Origin of the sequence: Williamsia sp. Leaf354 (assembly GCF_001424365.1) — a bacterium.
GTDB lineage: Bacteria > Actinomycetota > Actinomycetes > Mycobacteriales > Mycobacteriaceae > Williamsia_A.
Genome location: NZ_LMPL01000001.1, coordinates 1,556,533 through 1,582,295 on the forward strand (window position 1 = coordinate 1,556,533; position 25,763 = coordinate 1,582,295).

The following is a 25,763-nucleotide window of genomic DNA, read 5'->3' on the forward strand; positions in this document are numbered from 1 at the left end:
GTCGTTGTGGCACAGGAGGAGACATCAGTCGAACGGCCAGGCGACGTTGTGTTGGGCGTAGTCGATCGGTTCGAGGGGCTCGTGGGTCGGGCGTCGGTGCAGGCTATTCGCCGGTGCTGTGGCGTCGATGAGTCGCAGCGTGAACATGAAAGATTCGCCGACATCGCGGATCTGAACGTCCAGTCGCGCGACACCGCCCTCGGGCGCGACCAGTTGGGTGGTCGAACCGTCGCGGCGACGGCATCGTTCGAGCCACGGGTCCGACGGCACGACGCAGGTGTTCTCGGGTCCGCCGTCGAGACGGACCGCAACCTCGACGGGGTGCTCCGAACGGAGCGTCAGATCGAGCCACACGGCGTCCCCGCGCCACAGTGGCACGTCGACCATCAGCAATTCAGGCCCGACCATGTTGCCGGCCGGTCGGAGTTCCAGCTCGCCGAGGTCGGGGAGGAGTCCGGAGTGTTCGTGCGCCAGCAGTGTTCGTCGGGGTGCGATCAGCAGGCTCGAACCGGTGCGTTCGAACATCACCCGGATTCTCCCCGATTCGACCACTGCGGACACATGTCGGTTCTCGCGTGTACTCATGACCCTTGGATGCGCGAGAGGGCAGTTCGGTTTCACCACGCGCCACATCGGGCGTGTGATGGCTGCCACACCGGCGCTCGTGAGCCCCGGGGGAACTACTGCGTTCGTCGCCGCATCTCAACGGGTGGAAGGGCGAGCACCGACCTCTGTCGCCCCCAGACCGCGTCACCACTCGAGGAGAACAACGATGTCCACCCACACCACGCTCGACACCGACGACGACGGCCGGCCCGATGTGTGGCTGTCGTCCGACGATCCATCTGACACCTTCGCCGACCACGAGGCCATCGACATCGACTTCGACGGCACGCCCGACAAGGTCTACGTCGACACCGATGACTCGGGGTACGCCGACACCGAGTACCTCGACACCGACCACGACGGCCACATCGACTACGCCGGTGACGTGAGCGGCGACGGGATCAGCATGGATCTCATGGACACGAGCAGCCCGTCAGCCGTCGACGAGCACGACGCCAATCAGCTGTTCCACGAGTGAGCGGAGGGGTCGATGGCCGCATCGGGTTCGCGGGCGGCCATCGACACCGTCAGTTCGCGTTCTGGTCGGCGGTCAGCAGGACCTTGTACTGGGCCGAGATCGCCTGCTGTGCGGCCTTGAGGTCCTGGTTCTGTGCCTCTCCGATGTAGCGCCCGTTGACGATCCAGCAGATGTTCTTCGTCGCGCCGTCACTGATGCACTTCGCCGAGGGGAGTCCTTGCGGCGATGCCGCGGGGTCGGTGGCGAAGAACGCCACGCGCTGCGAGAACAACTTCTGGGCCTTCTGAGCGGTCGCGGCTCGGAACACGATGGTTCCCGCGACCGCTGTGTGCTCGGCACCGGCATCCTGGAGTTGTTGCACCACCTCGAGTGGTTTGTCGGATGCGAACGCGAAACCACGCGGCCCGAACACGCCGTCGTTGAGCGCGGTTCGTGGATTCGGGTTGCTGAGGGCGTAGATCAAGACCTTGTTCTGGTCCTTGACGATGTTGGCGCCACTGCCCGTGGCCGTTGCCGGGAACCTGTCGAGCAGCGGGATCTGCAGATCGAGACTGCGCCGGAGAGCGCGAGCGGCGTTGTTCTCGGTGGGGGGTTCGACGAACTGGTCGACGACGAGGTAACTCTTGTGCACGGTGAGCGCGGTGTAACCGGGCAGCCGCGGGTTCGAGTACCGGAGCACCAGTGAACCGGCCAGCGTCGGGATGGCCACCTTCTGGGGCGCCGGCTGGGGGTTGTCGAACCGGTCCGTGCGAGCGGCGAGCATCGCGGTGTAGATCGCCTGACCCGCGCGATCCGCGTCGGCGGGAGTCTTGAAACGGATCACGCCGTGGGTGATGGACGCGACCGATTGATCGGCCTTGTCCTTGGGGGCGCTCGCCGATCCGTAGAACCCGGCGATCAACTTGTTCCCGATGGCTGCCGCCGCCGCGTCGGCTCCGCCGAGCAGGTCGGTGGCCGCGGCGGTGTTGACGACCGCGCCGAACGGCAATGCCGCCTGTGTGAACCGATTGTCGATCTCCTGGGGGAGGGTCACGAACTCGGCAAGGCGCTGGCTCTCGAGCTCCGGTAGCTCATCGCCGTTCGCGGTGCCGAACGGTGCACGAGCGGTGGTGGCGTAGGTGCCTGTGTCGAGCGGCCCGGCGGCCGATGCGGACTCCGACGGCGCCGACGACGCTGTCGATGCAGCGGGCCGTGCCGAGCCGTCGGTGCGATTGGTCGATCCGCTGCTACATCCCGCCACCACCATCACGGCACCGATCAGTACGGCGGTCACCTCTGCTGTCCTGCGCATGCAATCCCCTTCGTCGTACGTGAGTCGCGGTAACGGTACCGGTTGAAAAGCTGCCGTAACCGTAAGGATGTTCTACGGTCAATTGTTCGCACGAACGAGGTCGAGGTTTGTGCGCGGGCGCGGGAACTTTTTGGTCACAGACCGCATCTGATCACTTGACCGGCCGATGACGGCCCCGGCAGCAGACACAAGGAGAAGGCAATGGCTGAGCAGGACAGCACCAACATCTTGGGCCAGGAGGTCCACCTCGTCGACACCGACAACGACGGCCGCACCGACGTCGAGTACGTCGACAGCGACGGCGACGGCAAGGCCGACATGCGGTACGTCGACAGCAACGAGGACGGCACCGGCGACACTGTGCAGATCGACTCCGGCGACGGCTTCACCGGACCGTCGGTCTCGGCGTTCGGCATGCCGATCGATCAGCCCGGCGGGTCGAGTTCGTCGAGCGACTACAGCGGATCGAGCTCGACCAGCGGTTACAGCGGATCGAGCTCGGCGAGCGGTTACAGCGGATCGAGCTCCTACGGCAGCTCGAGCGCGCCGGATCACTCCTCGTCCTCCTCGTCCTCCTCGTCCCCGTACTCGTCGCCCTCGCCCTCGTCGACCTACTCCTCGGGCGACACCCACAGCGCCTCGGCGAACACCCCGGCGACGCCGGACACCCATTCCGGCGGCTACTACACCGGCACCGTGAACGGCGTCGACGCGAAGATCTCCGACACCGACGGAGACGGGAAGATCGACCTCGCCCAGTACGACACCGACGGCGACGGCAGGACCAACATCCAGTCGGTCGACACCGACCACGACGGCACGACCGACGAGCGGCTCATCGACACCGACGGCGACGGCACCGCCAACATCGAGGTCGACGACACCGATCACGATGGCGTCTTCGACACCCAGCACACCGACGTCGACGGCGACGGCACGTACGACACCACCGGCGCGATCACCGAGCACTACACCGATGCGGTCGACGGTGCCCACCTCGATCCGAGCACGATGGACTACCACGCCGGCTGAGTTCGGCGGAGTCCCTGGTTCCCCCGATCTCCCACCAGGTCCGCAGAACTGGTGCCCCGAGGACCGGATCCTCGGGGCACCACTGCGTCCGGGGCCTCCGACTCCGGCCTCGCTAATCTGTACACCGGCCGCACGGCCCCGACCGACAGGACGTCAGGTGAGTACTCCGCACGCGCCCGATCTGGAGAAGGTCGGCGACGCACAGGACGCCCATGCCGTTGCCCGCGCGGCGATGGCCGCCGGTATCAAACTCCTTCGTGCATATCGCATGGACGATGTCGCCGATCTCGCCGAGGCGAAGGCGGACCGCGACCGTCAGGTCCGGTCGATCGTCGTGGTCGGGGAGATCGAGCGGGGCAAGAGCTCGCTGGTGAACGCGCTCGTGGGAATCCGTGAACTGTCGCCCACCGGTGTCGACGTCGCGACCACCGTCCCCATCAGCATCTGTCCGGCGACCGACCCTCCGCTGGACGGAACCGCGGACCTGCTGTTCCCCGACCGTACCGAGCAGGTGCCGCTGAGCACGCTGCACGAGTGGGTCACCACCGACGGTCGACACGTGCGCAACTCGGCCCTCGATTCGTTGCCGACCCGGGCCAACATCCCGGTCACCGCGACCGCGTTGGGGGATGTCACGGTCATCGACACCCCAGGTGTCGGCGGACTCGATCCCTCCCTGGCGGCACTGGTGACGGCCTCGGCGCAGCAGGCGTGTGTGGTGGTCGTGGTCTGCGACGCGTCGAGTCCACTGACGGCCCCGGAGATGACGTTCATCGAGCAGGCCGGCGGCTCGGTGGACGGCCTCATCGTGGCGGTGACGAAGATCGACAAGAACATCCGCCGGTGGAAGGCGATCGTGGAAGACGATCGACGGCTCCTGCGCACCCATCTGGGGCGTGACGTCACCGTGATGGGGGTGTCGAGTCTGCGTGCGGTCGCCGCATCCGAGTTGCCCGCGGGACCCGACCGTGAATGTCGCGAGATCGCCTCGGGGATAGCGGATCTGCGTGCGGCGATCCTGGGCCGGCTCGAACTGGCCGAGGAACTGCCGATCCTCGATGCGTTGCAGACGGTGCGAGGTGGTCTCGGGCGACTGCAGGACCGCATCGGTCGTGAACTGCGCACGGTCCGCGATGCCGAGGCGGCACTGCCGGACCTCACCGAACAGCTCGCGCGACTGGAGTCGCTGCGCGAACAGAGTCGCGAATGGGAGCAGTATCTCGCTCGCGACCTGGCAGCCATGCGCCAGCGGGCCATCGACGACAGTGACCGGCGACTCGAGGGAATCCGCAACAGCTGGACCGAACGCATCAACAAGAACGGCATGGAGGTGCTCCGGCGGTCGCCGCAGCGGTTCACCGCCGACATGCAGACCGAGTTGCAGCGCGCGATGATGGCGAGCCTCACCGGATTCCTCAACGAGTTGTACACGCAGATCGTCGAACCGCGGTTCGACGACCCGACGGTGTGGGAAGACATCTGTGCGCAGCTCACCGTCGCGCTGGGAGGACAGAAGATCGAGGGACCACAGGTGGCGTCGAAACGTCACGGCATCTTCGATCCCACGATCGTCTCCATGGGGGTCATGGGGTCGACGTCCCTCGCCGGCGTGATCGGTCTGTCCAGTGTGCTGGGTGTGGGTGCGGCTGTCGGCGCGGTGTGGGTGTCGGTGAACCTCGGCTTCCGGGCGATGCGGACGGGCAAGACCAACCTTCTCAACTGGCTCCGCGAGACCGTCGGCATCACGAAGACCGCCACCGCGCGCCTGCTCGAGGCCGCGATCGCCCAGGCACGACCCGACATCGTGGTCCGCTACCGCGAGTATCTGCGGACCTCCATCGACGATCTGCAGAAACAGGTCAAGACGGCGCGTGACACGGCCGCGACGTCCGCCGCCGAGCGCGACAAGGAGATCTCCCGCCTCACCGGCAACGCCGACGTGGTCGCCAAGCGACTTCGCCAGGTGGACACCATGATCGAACGGATGCACACCGGAGGTGTCGGAGCATGACCTCAGTGGCCATGGACCCCGTCCAGCAGACACTCGACCACGGACTGCGTGGTCTCGCGGGCCTCGGCGGTGATCTGGTCGATCACGCCAACCGTATCGGCGCGACCCTGTTCTCCCCGCCGCGCGTGGTCATCGTGGGGCGACTCAAGGCCGGTAAATCAACTCTGGTGAACGCACTCATCGGGGCTCCGGTCGCCGAGACGGCAGCGCTCGAGGCCACCCGCCTGGTGGCGGTGTACCAGGACGGTGCGCCGTCGCGGGCCGAGGCGGTCGCCGTCGACGGCACCCGCCACCCGGTCTCAATCGTTCGCGGTGAGGCGGCGCGCATGCCGATCGAGGAGGAGCGCATCGCGTATGTCAACCGATGGCTGCCGTCGGCCGCGATCCGCAACCTCACCTTCATCGACACACCCGGTCTGGCCACGCTGACGACCCGCAACGAGACCGCGACCCGACGGGTTCTCATCGACGGGTTCGAGCAGACCCGCACCGCATCGGTCGACGCGGACGCCGCGGTGTTCCTGTTCGATTCCACGCCGCGCGCCGACGAGCTGGCGTTCCTGCAGGAATTACCGCTCTCGCCACTCAACACCCTCGGAGTGCTTTCGCGCGCAGACAGTTTCGGAGAGGGTGCACTCGGGGGCCGCGATCCGATCGACCACGCCGCGCATCACGCCGGGCGAGTCGCCCGGCGTCTCGCGCACGCTGTCAGTGCGGTGGTGCCGATCTCGGGCCTGATGGCGCAGACCAGCCACACCGGAGCATTGTCGGAGCACCATGCCCGGACCCTCGCTGCACTGTCGACCCTCGACCCCGAGTCGTTGGTGGACGAACTCGATCGCGACGGCGACGGGGTGATCGCCGCCGGGGACCGCGACGAGTTGCTCGATCTTCTCGGCGAATACGGTGTGCTGCATGGCCGGATGATCGCGCGCGACGGTGCTGCCGCACTGAACCACTGGCTCTCGCAGCGGTCGGGTGTGCCGCAGCTGCACCAACTCATGCAGTCGTCGCTGAGTGGTTTCGCGCTGCTCAATCGTGCGCGACGCGTCGTCGACTATGTCGACCAGCTCGCCTACAACCATCCCGCGCGCGACCAGATCCGGCTGATCGTGCACCAGATGCGCACGAGCCCGGCGATGCTGCGGGTCGCTCTGCTCGATGATCTCCAGAAACTGCTGGTGGCAGATCCCTATTCGGCGCTCGTCGACGAGATCAAGACCCTGCTCACCGCTCCCGACATCGCCGGCTGCGTCGGACTGCCGTCGGATGCCGACGCGCGAGCGGTCCACTCCGCCGCGACCGCGCGCCTGGCGGCCGCGCAGGCGCGGGCTCTGTCGACCGTGACCGCTGCCGAGGACGCTGCGCTCGTCGATGTCGCACGCGCCTACTCTGCTATCGCCGCTACTGGACAGCTTTGACATCTCACGAGGGGACGGCACGTTTCATGGGTTCGGACTGGGTTCTGAGTATCGATTTCGGCACGTCGAACACCGCGGCGGCGCACTCGGCGGCGGTCAGTGGGGCGATCGAGTCGTTGTCGTTGTCCCACGCGAGCACTCTGATGGCATCAGGGGTGTTCGTGGAGAGCCCTGATCGGATCGCCGTGGGTGATCATGCGGTGAACGAGTCGCAGCGCAATCCCGCCGCGTTCATCCCGTCGCCGAAGCGCCTGATCGGTCCGCCGACGATCTCGGTGAACGGCTTCAGTGTTCCGACGTGGTTGCCGGTGTCGGCGGTCTTCTCGTCGGTCATCTCGCGTGCGAGCTCGGCGCACGCCGGTGAGTTGCCGGCGCACCTGGTCCTGACGCATCCGGAGGCGTGGTCGGGGCCGCAGATCAGGGTTCTCGTCGATGCGGCGGTCTCGGCGGGTATGCCGGCCGGATCGGTGTCGACGGTGTCGGAGCCTCGGGCTGCGGTCGCCCACTATGCGCGTTCGGCGCGGTTGCCTGCGGGTGCCCGTGTGGCGGTGTTCGATTTCGGTGGCGGCACGCTCGACGTGGCGGTGTTGCAGAAGCAATCCGACAGTTCCTTCACCGTGCTGGCGGCCCGAGGTGAGAACTCGTTGGGTGGCAAGAACTTCGACGCACTGATTCGGCGGTGGGTCGACGAGCAGCTCAGTGCTCGTAACCCTGAACTGGGGCAGTTCCTGCGTCGGGATGCGCCGGTGGGTGTCCGGGTCCAGCTCGACGATTCCATTCGACGGGCCAAGGAGCTGTTGTCGGAGACGCCGTCGGCGGCGATCTCTGTGTCGGGGGGTGGGTTCCAGGAGACGTTGCAGCTGACGCGCGACGAGTTCGAGGAGCTGATCACTCCGCCACTGACGGTTGCGCGGCAGTTGACGCAGGCGACGCTGTCGGATGCGGGTATCTCCGGGCCCGATGATCTCGCGGCACTGTATCTGACGGGTGGGACGTCGCGGATTCCGTTGGTCCATGCCGAGCTTGCCGGACTGGGGCCGGTGGCGACCCTGGACGATCCGAAAACGGTTGTGGCGCAGGGAGCTCTCGCGACATGGTTGGCGGCCAATCCGCAGCCGGTGGTCGATCGGGCGCCGTCGATGCCGGATCTGTCGGGTGGTCGTGAGGCGGCAACGTCGCCGATCAGCGGCGGGGATCCTGCGACACCGGTCGGATGGGGTCGGGCTGACTCGGTGCCTCCCGCGGCCCGGCGGTCGGGATCCCGCCGCACCCCGTTGTTGATTGCCGGCGCGGTCGCCGCGGCGGTCGTGGTGGCCGTCGCCGCCGTGGTGGTGCTCACCACTCGGCAGGAGTCGACACCGAGTTCGGCGTCGGCGGGCCCGTCGTCGTCTGCTGCGCCGGTGACCCTGTCCTACAACCAGGAACAGGTGTTCGCGGCACTTCCCGCGTCGCTGCGTGGCGACCTGCAGAACTGCGCGCAGGATTCGTTCAGCAACGGCACCTTCAATGCCTACGCCGTGAAGTGTGTGGTCCGGGTGGACAGTTCGCTACTCCAAGGGATCGCCGACACCAGCACCGACATCACCGTCAGCGCATACGTCGATCAACGCGGCAGCCAACGTAATCTCGCCACCTACAAGGCGAACGCGACCGGGGCGACCTATGTGCCAGGGAGTGAGAACACAAGCGGCGCGCTCGTCCAGCAGTACAAGGGCGACGCCGGCCCGAACTGGTTCGTGAGCTATGCCAACAGTGCGACGTTCCTGTCGCTGGATGCGGGCAGGTTCGCCAGCCAGGACAACGCCGAGAAGTTCCTCCAACGCCTGGGGTTGCTGCCGTGATCGCCCCGGCTGCATGCACGATGGGAACCCCGCGCGGTCGACGGGTGGTCGGCTACCGTGAATCGGGCACGCATCGCGTGTTCCTGCCGACGACGAACGGAGATGCATCCATGACGCCCACCGTCCTCGTCGCACTCGAACTGGACGTCGACACCGATTACGCGGTGTCGGATGACGTGTGGACACGGGCCCTCGCGGCGCTGGGTCACGCAGCCACGGAGATGAACTCATGAGCGCACCGGATCCGCAATCCATCCTCGCCACCCTGGGCCTGTCTCCGGACACGGCGCCACCGCCCGCCGATGACGTGTGGACCCGCCTGCTCGACATCGCGTTCGATCCGGCCACGCCTGCAGCGGACAGTTCTCTGGTCCCCACCATGGACGACGACGGGACTCTGCCCGACGACCCGGTCGGTGCTCCCGATGACCCGCCACCGCATCCCACCGGCGACGAGCACGGCGACACGAGTGGGCCGGATGCCCATGACCACAGTCCTTTCGACGATGCGCACGTCCACTCCGACGCGGGTCATCCCGAGCTTGGGGAGCACCACGATCCCGCCGACCACGGTGACCACCACGACCCGGGAGCGTGGCACGGATGAGCGTGTCGATGACGACGGAGATGGACGACGCGGAACTCGTTGTCGCCGCGCGTGCGGGCGACCAGAGTGCCTTCACCGAGCTGATCACCCGACACCGCAACCGGATGTGGGCGGTATGTCTCAACATCACGAGCAATCCCGCCGACGCCGAGGACGCTCTCCAGGACACGCTCGTCGCGGCCTGGCAGAACATCCACAAGTTTCGCGGGGAGGCGAAGTTCACCACCTGGATCCACCGGGTTGCGGCCAACGCCGCGTTGTCGATCGTGCGCAAACGCAAGGCCGACACCGATATCGTCGACTTCAACGACCCTGAACGGCCGGTCCTGATCGATGCCGGCCCGACCCCGTTCGACGAGCACCTCGCGCTATCCGACCAATTGCGTCTCGCGCTCGGCGAACTCTCCGACGACTTCCGGGAAGTGCTGGTGCTCCGAGAGTTCGCGGACATGAGCTACGACGAGATCGCCGATCATCAAGGGGTGCCGGTCCAAACTGTTCGCTCGCGACTCAATCGGGCCCGCAAACAGCTGGCCGAGCGGATTCGCGCCTACGAATACACCGACGAGGAATGAGCGCTCTCCGCGAGGCGCGGTGAGACGAAACGCTTCGTGCCCCCGCCCTCGAGGGGCGGGGGCACGATGCTTCTCGTGAGACGGTGGTTGATTCTCTCGGCGATCAGTTCCCGCCCGAGGAGTACGGCGAGGACAGGCTCGAGTAGTCGCTGAACGGTCGCACGCTGTTGGCCGCGTCGTCGATCGACGAGAGCGCGACGGCGTACAGAACGCCCACCAGGATCATCAGCACGATGCCGACGATGACGGCGATCTTGCCCAATCGCGCCACGGTCGCCGACGCCTCGTGAGCCTCGGCGTGACGGCCCTGCGACCACAGCATCGGGATCGACAGAGCGCGACTGAAGGCGGCGAACGCGAGGGGCCAGAAGAAGATCACCGTGGCTGCGGCCCATCCACCGTTCGTGCTCGGTGCGGACGTGGTCGGGGTGGATGTGGGCTGCGGGCCTGCGCCGTAACGGTTGTCTGTGCGGCCGGCGTTGTACTGGTCGGGACGGTAGGCGCTGGGCTGGGTCATGTGTGCATCTTTCGTCGACGGTGTCGGGCCTGCGGTCTGCGGCCTCACAACATTGGATGCAGAGTCGGGGCCCCGAAGTTCCCGCGCCGATCCGCCGGATCGGTCTTGCTCGGTATGCACGCGGCGCCGCGTCGACGATGGGTCGAATCAGTACGGTGAAGACACGTACTCGTCCGGGAGCCGGGCGGCGGAGGGGAGCTGTTCGGTGTCAGACGTCAGCCCCGATGGGAACGCATCGTGACGCCGCGTCGAATGCGATTCGCGCTGATCGTCACCGTGATCATCGCCGCTGCGGCGGTCGCGACCGCGATCTGGGGCCGCGGCGACAGTTCACCGGACTCCGACGGTCCCTTTCTCACCTCCGACAACTTTCCGTCCGGCTACCAGGTCTCGCGGCTGTCGAACACGGCCCCATCCGGTATCGGCGGTGCCACGACTCCCGCGGAATGCGGGCAGGTCATCGCCGATCAGGCGGCGCGCGAATTACGTTCCACGACAGTCGGTGTACTCGCGGTTCCTGCGGATGAAGCCCAGCCCACCTTCGCGCAGTCGATCGTGACCGGCGGCGAGTCGGTGTCCGACACCATCGGAGTGGTTCGGAGGTGTTCCTCCTACCGTCAGCAGACCGACACGGAGTCGCTGGAATCGATCTCGTCGATCCTCCCGACACCTGCCGCCTGCCCCCGCGACGCCGTGGTCATCCGAGTGCGGACCCGGTTCGTCTCACCGACAGGCAATTCCGACTCCACGTCGGTGCGCGCCTACATCCAGGGTCGCGCCACGGTGGGCATCCTGACCGCGTCGCTCACCCAGCCCGAGCAGCCGCTACCCGACGACTTCTGCAGGCTGGCGTCGCTGGTCGCCGACCGACTCGACTAGCGCCGCCGTTCGTCAGCTGCTCAATACGTCCTGCATGCCGGGGGCCAGCACGTCCGACAGTGCCGACCACGGGACGGTGATGGTGATGAGGCCGGCGGCGTAGGCGCCCACCTGGTAGTCACCGAAATGGATCCGCATGCCCTCGGGCGACGCGGTCCAGTTGGCGTAGTTGGTGAGAGTGGGGGCCATGCCCTCGCGTACGTAGTCGGGGCCGGCGCTGGTGGTCGGCAGGATCCGCGCGGCCTCCGATGACAGTCGTTGCAAGCCGGCGTCGAGGTCGCCGAACGCGTCCTGCAGCGTGATGGGCTTGGCGTTGTCGGTGTCGATGGTGACCGTCGAGATCAGCGAGTCGCCATGTGCGCCGGGTGGGTTGGCGATCCAGCCGGTGATCTGCTCGGCACTGATGACGCGTTGGCCGATGCGGAACGGCCCCTTCGTGTACCCGTCGCTGAGCGTGAAGCCGAAGTGCGGGTCGTACTGTGCCTCGATCTGGTCCTGTAGCGCCGCGCGCATCGACTGGTTGAACTCGTCGGTGACGGCGGGCGTGCCGCCGGAGAGCTGCGGAATGGTGACGTCCCAGGTGGCGCGCTGGTTCGCGCCGGTGATGCGAGTGGTGGTCGCGCTATACGGACTGGTGGTGGCCGTGGTGGAGGGCGTCGCCGAGCTCGGTGACGCGCCGGGTGACGCCGTGACCGTGACAACCCGCGTCGACGGTGCGGGTGTCGCGGTGCCATCGGTGCTGGAACACGAGGCCACACTCATGGCCAGCAGCGCTGCGACGGTGAAACAACCGGATGCTCGAACCACTCTCATGCATCAAGTGTGCGCGCTATTCGCTCGCTGCGGTGCAGGTTGAGTGTCGAATCTCTGAAGCTGTGAACCCCCCGAGGCTCTTGATTTTGCGCGGCACATGAGACAAGCTACAACCTATGAACTTGAAGCATGGAATTCCTGAGCCGTGGGCGACGGCGTTGACCGAGGCAGGTTTCGTGAGTCCGTGGGACACGCCGAGCATGAACAGGTTGTCGGAGGCGACCGGCATCCACGTCTCGACGATCTCGCGGATCGTGAAGGGTCAGAACGTGAAGGGGCCGACGAAGGATGTCGTCACCCAGCTCGCGCAGGCGCTGGGAAAGCCGGCGCGCGAGGTGGGTGGGTGGATCGATGCGGCGTGGGCGAAACTCGAGCCGTACACGCCGCCCGCCGCGGCCGACCTGATGACGAACGAACAACGCGCGGCCGTCGACTCGATCATCCGCGCCTTCGCCACGGCCAACAGGGCCGCTGCCGACGACGTCAAGGCGTCGGTGGCGTTGGGGAGGGCAATCGCGACGAAGGCGCCGGCGCGGCGCGCACAGAGCCGGACCGGTCCGACCGACGAACGCGGTTGAACCTCCTGGTCGCTCGGCTGTTGGTCGAACTGGACGTCCAGCGATGACGAGGGTTCTGTCGGGCGCCTGTACGGTACCGGGCTGAACGAACTGAGCGCATCGGAGGGACGTGCAGTGGATGACTCATCTGGCGGTGGCGGACGCAGCTTCCGCTGGACGCGACACCGGTCGTCGGCGTTGACCGGCCGCGCGATTGTCCTCCTCACCGTGCCGGTGGCGGTGTTTCTGATGGTCATGCCGGCGCTCGACGGCGCCTGGTACGTCGTGACCCTGGGGCTGTTCGTTCTGATGATCACGCCCCAGATGGTGATGGGGCCAACCCTGCGGACGGTGCCGGACGGTGACCGCGTGCGCGTTCTGCCGCAGCCATTCTTTCGCAATCCACGTGCGTGGATCGCCGTCAATCTCGTTGTGTGCGGCGCATTCTTGCTGTTCTGGGCGCTGATCTCGGATCCGGTCGACCGCGGTTACCTCTATGGCGCGACCGCTTTCATCGCGGTAGGCGCGCTGACCGCGGTGTTCGCTGTGCGGTGGCAGGGCGAACTGGTGATCGGCCAGAAGCGGATCGATGTGGCGCCGAAGATGACCTTCTCGGTGGACGACGACGAGGTCGTGATCCGCCAGCTCCCTCGCACCGAAGCGGTGGTCACGCTCAAGCACCGCACACCCGGCGAGAAGCGCGCGACCAACGAGATGAACTACCGGCTCTGGGGGATCCATCCGAACACGTTGATGTCACTGATCGAGCAACTGCGCCAATGGAACTCGCAGGGTATCGAGGTCGACGGCAGAACAATCGCCGAGATGGCCGCGGTACCCGACCAGACGTCGCTCCAGCAGGGCGAGAGCGTCGAGATCGTCCTCGATGTCGCCTGACCACCAACCGTTGGACTCGGCGGGGTCCTCGGCGTCGCCTGTGGATGCGACCTCGCAGAGCAAACGTAAGAACGACAGGTTGTCCGCTGGGACCGCTTTGCTCATCGTGATCGTTGCGTTGTCGGCCATCGCCGTGGTGTATCTCGTGTTCGAGCGTGTGGCCTCAAGCGCGCCGAGGCGGCGCGGGAGGCCGCCGACCTGCGTGAGCGCGCCTACAGCGTGAATTGCCGCCCGACTCGCGTTGACGACCAGCTCATCAGGCGTTGTGAAAAGGCAGGGACGCTCGCGGAAGAGTGGTTCGGCTAGGCTCTCGTTCGATTGAACGAATCGACATCGGATCAAGGGGTCGGGATATGTGGCAGAGGCGTGCAGGGACGGCCGTGATGGTGACAATGAGCTGTGTGCTCGCGGTGGCGTGCAGCTCCGAGTCGTCGATGCCGGTCGACGGAACGTCATCGGCCTCCGTCGCCGCGAAATCGCTGACCGACTACCTGTTACAGCCAAGCGATGTCCCTGCGGGCTTCCAGAAGCAGCAGATCCCGAGTGGTGCAACGGTGTCACCGCTGGCTGACGTGACTGCGGGAGCCAAGGTGAGTCCGACATCGTGCAAGCCGCCGGAATCGGCAGCGGCAGCGAAGGAAGCGGCTTCTGCGCCGGCGGCCTTGTTCGGCGATGGGGTTGGCGGCACGACGATCGTCGCGGCAGTCGGGAAGGCGTCAGCCGGTGTCAACGGGTCAGTGGAGTCGTTCCGCCGCTACAACCTGGGCGATTGCGCAACACACACTCTGACCGCCGAAGTCGACGGTGCACAGGTGACGGCGACGCAGACGGCGGCGCCCATCGAGGTCGACACCGCGGGTGTGAACGGCGTTGTTGCCGCTCGCATCCGCTCGATGGCGAAAGCCTCGGGATCGAACATCGACGCGACCCAGTTCGTCGCCGTGCTGCCCGTTCCCGATGGGGCGGTGCTGGTCAGCGTCAGCAAACTCCGGGGTGCACCCGACGAGGCGGTGTTCCGTCAGGTGGTCGCAGCGGCCGCCCGACGGATCGCATCGTGACGTACTGACGACGCCGCATCGTGGAGGGGGCCTCCCGGGGACGGTCGAGGGATTGGCCGCACAAGTGCCGATCACCCTCGAGCCGAGGCGAACCATACCCGGGCCGGACCGCGACGACGACGTCGTGGCGTCGCACTTCATGGGGCAACAACTGCACGCGGGTATGCACGCGATGCCTATCGCGGTGGCCTACGTCATCGACAACACACTCGGCGGCGACGACAGTCTCGGCTTCGGCAAGATCGACTTCGCCGGTGTCGGATTCGTCTCAGACGCGACGTCGCCGGACTGAGCGAAGGATCCCGATCCCGGACCCCGAAGTGCTGCTTCGAGGCATTCCCGACGAGGACGATCAGATCGACCGCGTCACTGCGTCCACCCGAGCGCTCGGAGGACCTTCGTACCGGCGGTGATGAGTGCCGTGCACAGGGGCTCGACCGGTTTCGCCGGCTCGTCCACGTCGGTCAGGGGGATCGCAGCCACCTTCAGGCTCTTGTCCGGTTGCGATGTCACGTAGAACTCGCCCGAGCAGGTGCCGTCGAGCTCGGCGCGGGATCGGTAGAACGTGGCTCCGCCGCCCACGTCCACAGGTTTGTCGACGGTGACGGTGATCGAACTCGGGCCGCCGCTGGCGTCGGCGACCTCCATGTCGAGGGTGTTCATGTTCACCAGCCAGCTGCACTGCTGCGACGTCGGCGATGTGGGCGCGTCGTCGCGATAGGTCAGTTCCTTCGACAAGGACGTGTCGGCGAACACCGTGGCGACATCGTCGGCGGTGAGGTGTCGACAGAACTCGGAGGCCTGCGGCACCGGCGACGATGGTGGCGCGGTGACGCCGGCGGTGGTCGAAAGTCGTTTCAGCGCAATCGATGTCAGCCGACACCGCTCATCGAGGTCGGGCTTCTTGGCCGATGTCCACTCTTGGGCGAGCTGTGTGACGACCCGGCCGTTCTGTACCGAGGCGGTGGTCAACTGTCGGTTCATGGTGCCGGCGGCTTTGAGGGCCGACCGGGTTTCGACGACGACGGCGCCATCGGGGCACCCTGCCGGCGTGTCCTGAAGTGTGTTGTTGAGGGTGCTCGAGATCGTGCCTGACGTCTCGACCGATTGTGGGCAGGCCCGGGCGGATTCTCGGATCGCGGCCAGATCGGCGCCATCGCGGTAGACCGTCTGTTGGTAGCGGACGAGGTCGGGACTCGGCGGTTCGGCGAACAACAGAACGCTGACCTTCTTCGCGTCGGCGGTGTTCTGCGCTTGCAACGCCCGCGCGCATTCAGGTGGTGACACCGCGCCTATCTCGGCCGAACCCGTGGCTGTCCCGGCAGTTTCGAGTGTGTATCCATCGGGCGGGTCGCTCTTCTGCAGGAGACCCTGTTTCGGTTCTGTGATCGGTACCCGGGGGGCCTCGTCGTCGCCACCCGACCCCACGATCACGACGGTCGCCACGACTGCCGCGATCACCACCCCGAGCGCGGCCCCGACCCAGACAAATCTGCGCTGTGTGCTGCTCACCGGTCAAATGTACGTTGCGCCGGACCGGGACGAGGCCGTGGTCGCGCCGGCACCGACTTCACCGCGTGGAGACGACCACTGATCTGCAGACGCGGTCGGCGACCGTTCGGCGCTCCACGGGGTCGGCGAGCATGAGGATGGGACCGATGAGAGCTATCGGGTCGACGAGGACGTGGAGTGCGAGTCGCGTGGCACCGCGAGGGACGCCGATGGGTCGACCATCGATGTCATCGACAACGGCGATCCCCTGCGTGGCTTTCCCGAGGGACGTCCCTCTGTGTCCCTGCAGCACAGCGAGGTTGGTGAATCCGAAGAGCGCCGGCACCGTCATCTGGATCGGCCACGCCCAGGCGATGTCGCCGCCCGATGTAGCTGCGACAAAGATGGTGACCAGGCCGGTCGCGAAGAATGCCGCGAGAAACAGCGCGATGTCGATCGCGGCCGCTGTGAGCCGCGCACGCACACTGGCAATCGGCTGCTCGCCGAGGAGTTGCGCCTCGGGTATGTCGGTAATCGGGAACTCCTTCGTGACAGCTCGACCGGATGGTTTCAGCGCTGCGGTCATCGTGCCCGGATCCACCTCGATGTCGAGGTGGGCGCCCAGAGCCGCACGTCACCCGCCGCAGTAGGGACCGATGGTGTCATGCCGGTGAGCGAAGCCGAACCAGGCCACGAGAAAGAAGAGGGCAAAAAAGCTGGTGAGGAGGATCGCCACCATGCGTGACAGCGGGCGCGATGCGAGGATCGCTGCGCTGATGGAGGTTACGGTCGCCACCGCCGCGAGCATCATCACGATGGAGTCCAGTGCACCGAGGTCGGCGCCCGACCGAGTCTCGTGACACTTGCGGTGCACCTCGGCTGACAGAGCCATCACTCCGATCGTGATGTGGATCTTCAGCGCGAGAGCTGCGGCGCCGAAGAGCGCAGCGAGTGACCAACTGGCTGCAGTGAGGCGTCGGCGACCGGGCTGTGTGTCGAGGGTGCTCATGGGATCCCGGTGCCCGTTCCGTTTCGTGTGCGGTGGCGGTGTGTTGCCGCTTTTCGTGCCTTGGATGCCGTCGGTGTGGTGAAAGTTCCCAGACCGTGGGAACGGTCGTCGGACGAGACACATCGAGCGACGACAGCGACAGGGTCATCCGGGTTGTCATGTCGTCCACATCGTCGAGCCGCGGATGCTCAAGGCGCGTCGCGGTCAGTGTCGCGACGCGAGTGTCGCAACGGGGCGAGCGAGTCTAGGAAGACGGCGGCGAGTGCGTCCGAGATAGACCCCGCTTCGCGGATCTGGGTCGTCTCGTGCCGGTCCATGCTGTCGTCGATGAGCAGTTCTGGGTCGTCGAAGAAGTCGAGCCGCCAGACCGCGTAGGTGGTGATGCGGGCGGCGAGGATCCCCACGGTCGCGGCCATGGTGCCCTGACCGTCATCGGGTCATCGGGTAATCGGGTCGTCGGTTCTTCGGGAACGACAGGCGCGCCGCGTTCCGCGTCGTTGCACACCACGCTGTCCGCTCGGCGTTCGCTACATCGACGCCATATCGATCGCGATAACCCTCGGCTATCCTGACGTCATGGACGTTCGTGCGGAGCGGTTGGCGGCGGGCTTGAGTCAGTCGCAGCTCGCGCGTGCTGCCAATGTGTCGCAACCCAACCTGTCTGCCTATGAGAACGGGCGGAGGGTTCCCAGTCCGGAGGTGCTCACCCGGATTGCGGCCGCGCTGGAGGGTCGGCCGTCTGCGCGGGTTGAGCGTCATCGCGACGACATTCGCGCCGTCGTCGAGAGGTTCCGTGCCACCAGTCCGCGGATCGTGGGCTCGATCGCTCGTGGCGAGGACCATCCGGGGTCCGATGTCGACGTCTTGGTCGACTTCACCGACGAGGCAACGCTGCTCGATGAGGTCGGGATGCGTCTGGCGCTCACCGAACTCCTTCGGGTGAGGGTCGACGTGATCGCGTCCGACTCCCTTCACGGTGAGATCCGTGACCGGTTGCTGAGCGAAGCGGTGGCTGTGTGAGTGACACGTCCAAGGCTGGAGACGCGGTACGCGGGGTGATCGCGGTGTGCGACCGGCTCATCGACCTCACCGACGTCGGGTTCGAGTCCTTTCGACTCGACACCCGCAGTCAGTGGGCCGTGGAGATGGGGCTGATTCGTATTGGAGAGGGGGTCACCCGGGTTCCCGACGACGTTCTCGCGCGATTCGACGGCCAACCGTGGCGAGAGATCGTGGGTATGCGCAACTTCGCCGCTCATCAGTACGACGATCTCGATCCGCATCGAGTGTGGCGGACCGCCACACTCGATGTGCCGGCGCTACGTGCATACTTGGTCGACATCGTTCTGCCAGTGCTGGATTGACGAACGCTTTTTCGAGCAGACCATCACGACTCTCGTTGCGAGATTGTCGTCGCGGCCAGGAACTCGAGCCGTAGACGCCGCCCACCGTGGCCGACCTGATGACCAACGAGCAGCGTGCGGCGGTCGACTCGATCATCCGCGCCTTCGCCTCCGCCAACCGTGCCGCGGCCGACAGTGCGAAGCTCTCCGGTGAGCTGGCCGTGGCGATGGCGAAGAAGGGGCCGGGCATGCGGGCCCAGAGCAAGACCGACTGACTGACTGACTGATGTTTCCGATTCAGGGGAGACCATGTGTCAACCTGTTCGGACGGAGCGGAGGCCAGAGGGGAGTGATCGCGGCGTGGATTTCGAGCAGGAACGTGCCGCGTTCTTTGCCGGTTACGGGCAGGCCGATTCGCTGATGAGTTCGCTGCGTGATCAGCGCCTTTTCGTGCCGCTCGACGTCGATGGGCAGCTGTTCACACTGATGCTCGCCGACGTGCCGTGGATGGTCGCATTCACGTCCATCGACCGGCTGCGCGCCTTTTCCGACGCCGCCGAGCGCGACCCGGTCGCTGTTCGTTTGACCGAGGTCGCAGCAGGCGTTTTGATAGACGAAGTGATTACTCGGGGACCGGTGCCGACCGGTCTCGTCGTAGATGCTCACAGCAGTGACGTGATGGTGTTCCCGCCGGACGTGTTGGACCAGGGCAGGGGGTCGGTATGAGTGTGAACGTCGATCCAGCGGTGCTCAAGCAAGCCGCCGACGGTATCAACGGCGTCATCGACGGACTCTCCGGTGCGCCCGTCGTGGGGTCGTACACCGGTCAGACCGGCCGCGGCTTCGATGACCTCGCCCTCACCGGACAACAGATGAGCAAGCCCCAGGCCAAGTCGGCTATGGACAACTTCTGCGAGCGATGGGAGTGGGGTATCCGGGCCATCGTGCAGAGCGCCAACGACATCTCCCACAAGCTCCACCTCGGCGCCGGCATGTACGAGAAGCAGGACGATTTCAACCGGGACATGCTCAAGGACATCGCCAACGATCTGGTGGGCGACCCGAGCCTGCAACAGGAATCGGTGCGCGACGCCGACGGCAACATCGTGGTTCGCGGCACCGACGACATGTCCGCGAGTGACCTGCTGGACTACAACAAGGACCGTCTCGCCCACCCTGACATCGACGAGAACACCTTCGGCGACATGGTCGACGCGGCGAAGCCGAACCTCGAGCAGGCGGTGAACGAACTGCCGCAGGCCGGGATGAACATGGTGCCGGGCGGGGCTGCGGTGGGTGCCGCGAACGCCATCGCCGGCGACTGACGTGGGCTTTCTCGACGATCTGGTCTCCACCGGCGAGGATCTCCTCGACGCGGGGGAGAAGGCCGTCGGGACGGTCGTCGACAAGGGCACCGACCTCGTCGGCGACGGACTGCGCGCCGTCGGTCTCGACGGCGCCGCCGACGCGGTCGAGGACTTCGGTGACAAGATGGCCGACCAGCTCGGCGCGACACCCGACGAGAAGTCGCTCGACGAGACCGACGACCCGAAGGAGCTCGTCCACGGCGACGCCGGTGCACTGCGCGACCGTGCGTCGAAGTTGTCGACGATGGCCGGCTCACTCGAGCAGGGTGGCAACGGCCTGCGTGGTATCTCGGTGGGCGATTGGACCGGTGAGGCGGCCGATGGCTACCACGAGAAGACGTCGGCGGAGTTCCCGAAGTGGTTCACCGCATCCGACGCCTGTGAATCGGCGGGTACTGCGCTCACCCAGCTCGCCGACGCCGTCGAATGGGCGCAGACACAGGCCGCCGAAGCGGTGCGATTGTGGAAGGAGGCGGAGACACAACACAACTCGTGGCTGTCGGACGTGAACACGCGCACCGATTCGTACAACGCGGCCGCCGCGAGTTACAACAGCGGCGCCACCGACGTGAAGCCCACGATGCCGACCTTCGCCCCCGACCCCGGTCCGGCGCTGAAGGATCAGGCGAACGAAGTCCTGCGTGGTGCCCGCGAGCACCGAAATGCCGCTGCCGCCAGCGCGTCCGGCGCGCTGGAGGGGGCCGCGGGCCAGGCGCCGCCACTCGAGGGCGCCGCCAGTCGACTGTTCGACGACGTCAAAGATGCCTCCACCGCTTTTGGAATCGCCAAGGATCACTTCGGTGCCGGTGTCATCGGTGTCGCGACGGACACCGTGAAGTTGATCCGCACGGTCAACCCGACCGACCCGTACAACATGGCGCACCCGGTCGACTACGCCCGCAACGCCTCCGGGGTCGGCGCCGGGCTGGTCACCATGGCCGCTCATCCCGATCAGTTCGTGAAGTCGTTCGTCGGTACCGGGTGGAGCAAAGACCCGGCCAAGGCATCGGGTGCTCTGACCGCGAACATCTTGTCGTTGGCCGCACCCGGTCCCAAAGGTGCAGGTGCGCTGTCGGGGGCCGCGCGTGTGGGCGGTGGTGCAGCACGCGAAGCGGGCGTCGCGGCACGATCGGTCGCGTCGACGGGCGCACGTGATGCTGCGTCGGCCGCGACGCGCGAGGCGTCGTCGTCGGCGCGTTCGGCGGCGAGCGCCGCCACGCCGCGTGCACCGGAGATCCCGCGGGCGACTCCGTCGGCACACCCCTCGGCGGAAGCTCCTCGCGATTCGAGCCCGGTGGCCGCACAGCACGACACGACCGCCGCACCCGCGAAGGCGGACTCGCCGGCCGCACCCCAGCACGAGACAACCGGTCCCGCACGCTCAGAGCCCTCTCACGCCGACACCCCTGGGGCCGACAAGCCAGACTCACCCGCACCACATTCCGGCGATGGCGCCCCAGAGCGCCCGGACACGGCGACGACTCCCACACACGACAAGCCCGATCCCGATCCGGCGCCGTCCACGCCGCACGACGGACCGAAGCCCACCGAGCCCGACGCGCCCCCGCCGAAGGCGGACCCGGATCCGTCACCGCCGAAGGCGGATCCCGATCCGGCCGTACAGCACCCGCACGACGCGGACACGACGCCGCCGCCCCGTGACCCCGATCCGGTGACGCCGCATGATCCCGACCCGCCGGCGTCGCACCCGCATGACCCCGAGGGTTCGTCGCCGCACACCGCGGAGCCGGCGACCGCACGGCCACACGACATCGACACCGGCACGCCACGTCCCCACGACACCGATCTCCCCGCTGACCGCGGGCCGGTGCACGACCCGACGTCCGCACTGCACGACACCACTGCGCCGCCGCATGATTCGACGCCGGCGAGCACCCAGTCGGCAAGCGCGGCACCACCGGCCGCACACCCGCCGAGTTCCGGGTTGCACGACCCGACGACGCCCCACACATCGCCCGACGTGTCGCCGTCGCGCGCAGATGCCGGCCCCAGCCGTGTCGAGCCGACACCGAACGCTGTGTCGCAGACGCCGAATCGCATCGATCCGCCCGTCCCGAACCGGATGCCCGATGCCGGGCAGCCTCTGTCGCCGCGCACCGCACCGTTCGACTCCACACCGCCGCCCGCCGCTGCCCACACTCCGGGCTCACCGGCGCCGTCGGGTCCCGCTCACCGGACGCCCGACTCCGGTCCGGTCGCCGCGACACCGGTTCGGCCGGTGGGGGAATCGCCCGGGCCGGCGAGGGTGGCCGACGGCGGGCCGCGTACGCCGTCGACCGGTACAGACCGGTCGCTCGGCGACGGCCCCGGTGGCGACCGGACACCCGATTCGCCGAACGGTGTCAGCGACAACGGCGATGGCGCGAAGGTCAACGCCGACAAGCCCGATTCGACATCGGCGTCCTCGACCGAGCCGCGTGAGCAGACCACCTGCGGCGACCCGGTGGATGTGGCGACCGGTCAGTATCTGCTGCCGGCGATCGATGTCGACCTTCCCGGAGTACTGCCGTTGCGGCTGGTGCGCGACCACCGCTCGGGCAACACCGGCGGCCAGTGGTTCGGTCCGTCGTGGTCGAGCACGTTCGACGCGCGCGCCGTCGCCGACGACGACGGCGTCATCACCGTCGACCCGAACGGAGTGGTGCTGCGATTCCCGCCGGTCGAGGGGGACGCCGAGGTCGAATCGATCACCGGTCGTTCCTGGTTCCTGTCGCGAACGCCGCTCGGCGGGTACGCGTTACGCGACCGCGCCGGTGAACGCCACCTCTGGTTCGATCCAAAGCCGCAACTCGACGGACTCGATGTCAGCGCCGGGGCCTTCTCGCTGTCGGCCATCACCGATCGACACCGCAACCGGATGGTCATCGGCCACGACGAGCTCGGTGCTCCGGTGTCGGTGGAGCATTCGGGCGGTTATCGCATTGCCGTCGACACCGCGGCCGGCCGCATCGTGCGCTACCGCGCAATCAGCCTGTCGGAGTCAGGCGTCACGTCCACGGTGTTGCGCGAGTTCGGCTACACCGATGGCGAACTCAGCAGCGTCACCACCGGGGTCGGTGCCACCACGCGATTCGACTACGACGATCTGCACCAGATGGTGCGCTGGACCGACTCGATCGGCCAGAGCTACGAGAACGTGTACGACGACAGCGGACGGGTCGTGTTCCAGACCGGGCCCGGTGGTGTGTGGTCGGGACGATACGACTACCGGGAGCTCCCCGACGGCACCGGCAGCGTGACGGCCTACACCGACGCCCTCGGGGCCACCACGTTCTTCGGTATCGACGTCGACGGCCGTCCCCAGCGCGTCATGGACCCCATGGGCCGCACCACGGTCCGGCGATGGGATCTGCGCCGCAACCCGATCAGCGTGACCGACGCGGCCGGCGCCACCACCACCTTCGACGCCGACGACAACGGCGACATCGTCCGGGTGACCGACGCAGTCGGCGGCGCCACCGAGGTTCGCTACGCCTCGGTCGGTAAACCCGTGTGGATGCGTTCACCCGACGGCGCGCAACAGTCATTGCGCTACAACGACACCGGTGACGTCATCGAGGTGACGGACGCAGCCGGTGCAGTGTCGTCCATGAACTACGACCCGACGGGCGCGGTGACCCAGCAGCGCGATCCGGCCGGGCGGCTCGTCACCATCGACAACAACGCGGCCGGGTTGCCGGTGCGCGCGACCGACGCCCTGGGCAACGCGACCGAGATCGACTACGACGACCTGGGTCGACCAGTGCGCATCACCGGCCCCGACGGCGCGCAGACACTCCGCGAGTACGACATCGACGGCCGCGTGATCGCCGTGGTCGCACCCGACGGTGGTCGTCAGCAGTGGACCTACGACGGTGAGGGCAACCGCGTCGCGCACGTCGATGCCTCGGGGGCACAGACACGCTGGGAGTACGGGTTCTTCGACCTCCCGATTGCCCGCATCGATGCTGACGGGTCGCGCACGGAGTTCGCGTACGACAGGGCGCGGCGGCTGGTGGCGGTCCTCAATCCGCTCGGCCGGCGGTGGACCTATGAGTACTTCGCGGATGGGCAGATTGCGCGCGAGGTCGACTTCTCCGGCGCGGAGACCGTCTACACCTACGACGACGCGGGCCGAGTCGCGAGTCGCACAAACGGTGCCGGTCAACGGATCGAGTTCACCTACGACGCTCTGGGCCGCCGCATCGGCGAGGCCAGTGGCGACGACATCGTGACCTATGGGTTCGATGCCGTCGGACGAATGATTGCCGCGTTCAGCGGTTCCGGACGCCTCGAGATCGCGCTCGACGTCATGGGCCGCACCGTGGGGGAGTCGTGGAATGGCAGCACGGTGGGGTCGCGCTGGGATCGCGACGGGTCGCTGACCGAGCAGAGCACGCCGTCGGGCGTCCGCACAGAACTCAGCTACGACGGCCGCGGCGCGTTGTCGGCGGTGGTGTGCGACGGCACGGTGATCGACGTGTCCCGCGACGCCGCCGGCCGCGAGACGAGGCGCACTGTCGGGACCGTCGCGATCGACTCGCTGTGGGATCGTGTCGGTCGGTTGGTGGGCCGATCGGTAATCAATGGCCTCCGCGACACCGGACGGCTCAACCTCGGCACCGCTGGGACCGACACTGAAACCGTCGCGGCTGCGACGCGTTTCAGCTATCGACCGGATGGGTCCCTCGTGTCGACCGGAGCCGAGGGGCCGGCGGTGCAGTCACTCGTCCCCGACGCGCGTTTCGACCTCGATGTGATGGGCCGCGTGCAATCGGTGAGCGACGCCGTGGGTGGGGTGGTGGAGTCGTTCGCTTACGACGGAGGCCACAACATCGTAGGTGCGGGTGCCGCGTCGCCCGGGGACCAGTGGCGTTACGAGGCCGGCCGATTGGCCTCGGACGGCAAGTCGACGTATTCCTACGACGGTGCAGGTCGCGTGACGCAGGTGGTGCGGCGACGCTTGAGCCGCACACCCGACGTCTGGCGCTACGAGTGGGATGCCTGGGATCGTTTGCAGGCGTTGGTCGATCCGGCCGGCGTGCGATGGGAGTACGAGTACGACCCCCTGGGTCGGCGGGTATCAAAGCGGTCGAGTGACGGTTCGGTTCACGTCCGCTTCGCGTGGTCGGGTACGCAGCTTGTCGAGCAGATCGACGAGCTCACCGGTGAGTCGATCAGCTGGGTCTATGGCGCCGACGGCTTGACCCCTGTGGCGCAGATCGTCGGTCGGGCCGGCTCCGTCGGAGACGCGGTTGCTGTCGATGGCTCGCTCAACATGGCGGGCGCCGAAGGTGATTCGGTTCTGTCGACCGGTCTGACGCAGTCCGAGGTCGACAGGCGGTTCTTCGCGATCGTCGCCGACCAGATCGGGATGCCGGTCGGGCTCGTCGATCCGGTCAGCGGTGGCTTCGCCGGCCGAGCGGTCACGCGCCTGTGGGGCCAGTCGACGTGGACGGGTGAATCGACACCGCTGCGCTTCCCCGGTCAGTACGCCGACGTCGAATCGGGTCTGTTCTACAACCTCTTCCGCTACTACAACCCCGACACCGGCCGCTACCTCTCGTCGGACCCGCTTGGCCTTGCGCCCGCCCCGAATCCGTACTCGTATCCGCCTAATCCGACAGTCGAGTGCGATCCGCTGGGGCTGATGCCCGATGGATGTAGGAATGCCCGACCGCCGAATCTGGCACCTGAGGGTAGTGGTCGGAGGGGTGCGTTCGGCGCGGCTAAGAGGGACATGGGGATTCCTGTGTCGCGCCAACCTGATGAGGTTCGGCCCAATTTCGATCGACGCGGCAACCTGCAACCCGGCAGGCAGTACATTTTTCAAGATCAGTCGCTTACAGGCGAGATAGTAGAGCGAGCTATCCGAGATGACGCGCAGGGACACATCTTCCCCGACGACCCAGTGCAGAATCGCGGCCCGCATTTCAACACACCAGATGGCGCACACTATGACTATTGAGG

27 protein-coding genes are annotated in these 25,763 nt (G+C 66.9%); 19 read left to right on the top strand and 8 right to left on the bottom strand.

Annotated elements, in window-relative coordinates; translation table 11 throughout:
• Positions 1 to 24: 24 nt before the first annotated feature.
• Positions 25 to 525, bottom strand: coding sequence for a hypothetical protein (locus tag ASG12_RS07520; RefSeq protein WP_156377958.1), 501 nt, complete (start codon positions 523 to 525; stop codon positions 25 to 27).
• 247 nt (positions 526 to 772) lie between these two features.
• Between ASG12_RS07520 and ASG12_RS07525 the strand changes: the two genes are divergently transcribed.
• Positions 773 to 1,084: a hypothetical protein gene (locus ASG12_RS07525; RefSeq protein ID WP_055787007.1), complete on the top strand. Its 312-nt coding sequence runs from the start codon at positions 773 to 775 to the stop codon at positions 1,082 to 1,084.
• A 49-nt stretch (positions 1,085 to 1,133) separates the two neighbouring features.
• On the opposite strand, the gene ASG12_RS07530 is transcribed toward ASG12_RS07525, so the two are convergent.
• The gene (locus tag ASG12_RS07530) at positions 1,134 to 2,357 is read right to left on the bottom strand and encodes a DUF7373 family lipoprotein (protein WP_055787008.1); all 1,224 of its coding nucleotides are present in this window, start codon (positions 2,355 to 2,357) and stop codon (positions 1,134 to 1,136) included.
• 219 nt (positions 2,358 to 2,576) lie between these two features.
• On the opposite strand from ASG12_RS07530, the gene ASG12_RS07535 reads away from it, so the two are divergent.
• From ASG12_RS07535 to ASG12_RS07565, 7 genes are all read left to right on the top strand, one after another.
• Entirely contained in the window at positions 2,577 to 3,407 is an 831-nt protein-coding gene (locus ASG12_RS07535) for a hypothetical protein (protein ID WP_055787011.1), read from the top strand.
• 157 nt (positions 3,408 to 3,564) lie between these two features.
• Entirely contained in the window at positions 3,565 to 5,418 is a 1,854-nt protein-coding gene (locus ASG12_RS07540; protein ID WP_235456111.1) for a dynamin family protein, read from the top strand.
• Positions 5,415 to 6,839, top strand: a complete 1,425-nt coding sequence (locus tag ASG12_RS07545) for a GTPase (RefSeq protein ID WP_055787015.1) — start codon at positions 5,415 to 5,417, stop codon at positions 6,837 to 6,839. The genes ASG12_RS07540 and ASG12_RS07545 overlap by 4 nt, the downstream gene beginning before the upstream one ends.
• A gap of 26 nt (positions 6,840 to 6,865) precedes the next feature.
• A complete protein-coding gene (locus ASG12_RS07550; RefSeq protein WP_082501712.1) occupies positions 6,866 to 8,680 on the top strand; it encodes an Hsp70 family protein in 1,815 nt (604 codons plus the stop codon).
• A gap of 110 nt (positions 8,681 to 8,790) precedes the next feature.
• A complete protein-coding gene (locus tag ASG12_RS22225; protein WP_268810428.1) occupies positions 8,791 to 8,913 on the top strand; it encodes a hypothetical protein in 123 nt (40 codons plus the stop codon).
• Positions 8,910 to 9,287, top strand: a complete 378-nt coding sequence (locus ASG12_RS21590) for a hypothetical protein (protein ID WP_156377960.1) — start codon at positions 8,910 to 8,912, stop codon at positions 9,285 to 9,287. The genes ASG12_RS22225 and ASG12_RS21590 overlap by 4 nt, the downstream gene beginning before the upstream one ends.
• 20 nt (positions 9,288 to 9,307) lie before the next feature.
• Positions 9,308 to 9,862, top strand: a complete 555-nt coding sequence (locus tag ASG12_RS07565) for an RNA polymerase sigma factor (protein WP_055787908.1) — start codon at positions 9,308 to 9,310, stop codon at positions 9,860 to 9,862.
• A 103-nt stretch (positions 9,863 to 9,965) separates the two neighbouring features.
• On the opposite strand, the gene ASG12_RS07570 is transcribed toward ASG12_RS07565, so the two are convergent.
• A complete protein-coding gene (locus ASG12_RS07570; protein WP_055787024.1) occupies positions 9,966 to 10,379 on the bottom strand; it encodes a CD225/dispanin family protein in 414 nt (137 codons plus the stop codon).
• Between the two features lie 237 nt (positions 10,380 to 10,616).
• Between ASG12_RS07570 and ASG12_RS07575 the strand changes: the two genes are divergently transcribed.
• A complete protein-coding gene (locus ASG12_RS07575; RefSeq protein WP_156377961.1) occupies positions 10,617 to 11,258 on the top strand; it encodes a hypothetical protein in 642 nt (213 codons plus the stop codon).
• Positions 11,259 to 11,270: 12 nt separating this feature from the next.
• On the opposite strand, the gene ASG12_RS07580 is transcribed toward ASG12_RS07575, so the two are convergent.
• Positions 11,271 to 12,071 (bottom strand): RsiV family protein, encoded by an 801-nt coding sequence (locus ASG12_RS07580; protein WP_055787029.1) that lies wholly within the window; start codon positions 12,069 to 12,071, stop codon positions 11,271 to 11,273.
• 116 nt (positions 12,072 to 12,187) lie between these two features.
• Between ASG12_RS07580 and ASG12_RS07585 the strand changes: the two genes are divergently transcribed.
• The 4 genes from ASG12_RS07585 to ASG12_RS07605 all read left to right on the top strand — a co-directional run bounded on the left by ASG12_RS07585 (position 12,188) and on the right by ASG12_RS07605 (position 14,875).
• Positions 12,188 to 12,649 (top strand): helix-turn-helix domain-containing protein, encoded by a 462-nt coding sequence (locus ASG12_RS07585; protein WP_082501713.1) that lies wholly within the window; start codon positions 12,188 to 12,190, stop codon positions 12,647 to 12,649.
• 114 nt (positions 12,650 to 12,763) lie between these two features.
• Positions 12,764 to 13,525, top strand: coding sequence for a hypothetical protein (locus ASG12_RS07590; protein ID WP_156377962.1), 762 nt, complete (start codon positions 12,764 to 12,766; stop codon positions 13,523 to 13,525).
• Between the two features lie 401 nt (positions 13,526 to 13,926).
• Positions 13,927 to 14,583 (top strand): hypothetical protein, encoded by a 657-nt coding sequence (locus tag ASG12_RS21595; RefSeq protein ID WP_156377963.1) that lies wholly within the window; start codon positions 13,927 to 13,929, stop codon positions 14,581 to 14,583.
• A gap of 52 nt (positions 14,584 to 14,635) precedes the next feature.
• The gene (locus tag ASG12_RS07605; RefSeq protein WP_156377964.1) at positions 14,636 to 14,875 is read left to right on the top strand and encodes a hypothetical protein; all 240 of its coding nucleotides are present in this window, start codon (positions 14,636 to 14,638) and stop codon (positions 14,873 to 14,875) included.
• Positions 14,876 to 14,949: 74 nt separating this feature from the next.
• Here the strand turns inward: ASG12_RS07605 and ASG12_RS07610 are convergent, their stop codons facing one another.
• The 4 genes from ASG12_RS07610 to ASG12_RS07625 all read right to left on the bottom strand — a co-directional run bounded on the left by ASG12_RS07610 (position 14,950) and on the right by ASG12_RS07625 (position 17,499).
• Positions 14,950 to 16,095, bottom strand: a complete 1,146-nt coding sequence (locus ASG12_RS07610) for a hypothetical protein (protein ID WP_055787044.1) — start codon at positions 16,093 to 16,095, stop codon at positions 14,950 to 14,952.
• A 58-nt stretch (positions 16,096 to 16,153) separates the two neighbouring features.
• Positions 16,154 to 16,660: an RDD family protein gene (locus ASG12_RS07615; protein WP_156377965.1), complete on the bottom strand. Its 507-nt coding sequence runs from the start codon at positions 16,658 to 16,660 to the stop codon at positions 16,154 to 16,156.
• Between the two features lie 48 nt (positions 16,661 to 16,708).
• Positions 16,709 to 17,083, bottom strand: coding sequence for a hypothetical protein (locus ASG12_RS07620; protein ID WP_055787049.1), 375 nt, complete (start codon positions 17,081 to 17,083; stop codon positions 16,709 to 16,711).
• Positions 17,084 to 17,271: 188 nt separating this feature from the next.
• Positions 17,272 to 17,499 (bottom strand): hypothetical protein, encoded by a 228-nt coding sequence (locus tag ASG12_RS07625; protein ID WP_055787052.1) that lies wholly within the window; start codon positions 17,497 to 17,499, stop codon positions 17,272 to 17,274.
• A 160-nt stretch (positions 17,500 to 17,659) separates the two neighbouring features.
• Here ASG12_RS07625 and ASG12_RS21150 point away from each other — a divergent pair, with 160 nt between their 5' ends.
• The 6 genes from ASG12_RS21150 (at position 17,660) to ASG12_RS07650 (ending at position 25,761) form a co-directional block, all read left to right on the top strand.
• Complete coding sequence (locus ASG12_RS21150) at positions 17,660 to 18,103, top strand: helix-turn-helix domain-containing protein (protein WP_082501714.1); 444 nt, start codon at positions 17,660 to 17,662, stop codon at positions 18,101 to 18,103.
• Positions 18,100 to 18,447: a HepT-like ribonuclease domain-containing protein gene (locus tag ASG12_RS07635; protein ID WP_082501715.1), complete on the top strand. Its 348-nt coding sequence runs from the start codon at positions 18,100 to 18,102 to the stop codon at positions 18,445 to 18,447. The genes ASG12_RS21150 and ASG12_RS07635 overlap by 4 nt, the downstream gene beginning before the upstream one ends.
• A 98-nt stretch (positions 18,448 to 18,545) precedes the next feature.
• Positions 18,546 to 18,701: a hypothetical protein gene (locus ASG12_RS21600; RefSeq protein ID WP_156377966.1), complete on the top strand. Its 156-nt coding sequence runs from the start codon at positions 18,546 to 18,548 to the stop codon at positions 18,699 to 18,701.
• An 85-nt stretch (positions 18,702 to 18,786) separates the two neighbouring features.
• The gene (locus ASG12_RS07640; protein ID WP_055787056.1) at positions 18,787 to 19,152 is read left to right on the top strand and encodes an SseB family protein; all 366 of its coding nucleotides are present in this window, start codon (positions 18,787 to 18,789) and stop codon (positions 19,150 to 19,152) included.
• Entirely contained in the window at positions 19,149 to 19,751 is a 603-nt protein-coding gene (locus ASG12_RS07645) for a hypothetical protein (RefSeq protein ID WP_156377968.1), read from the top strand. Before ASG12_RS07640 ends, ASG12_RS07645 begins: the two co-directional genes overlap by 4 nt.
• Position 19,752: 1 nt before the next feature.
• The gene (locus tag ASG12_RS07650; protein WP_055787063.1) at positions 19,753 to 25,761 is read left to right on the top strand and encodes a putative T7SS-secreted protein; all 6,009 of its coding nucleotides are present in this window, start codon (positions 19,753 to 19,755) and stop codon (positions 25,759 to 25,761) included.
• Positions 25,762 to 25,763 lie beyond the last annotated feature (2 nt).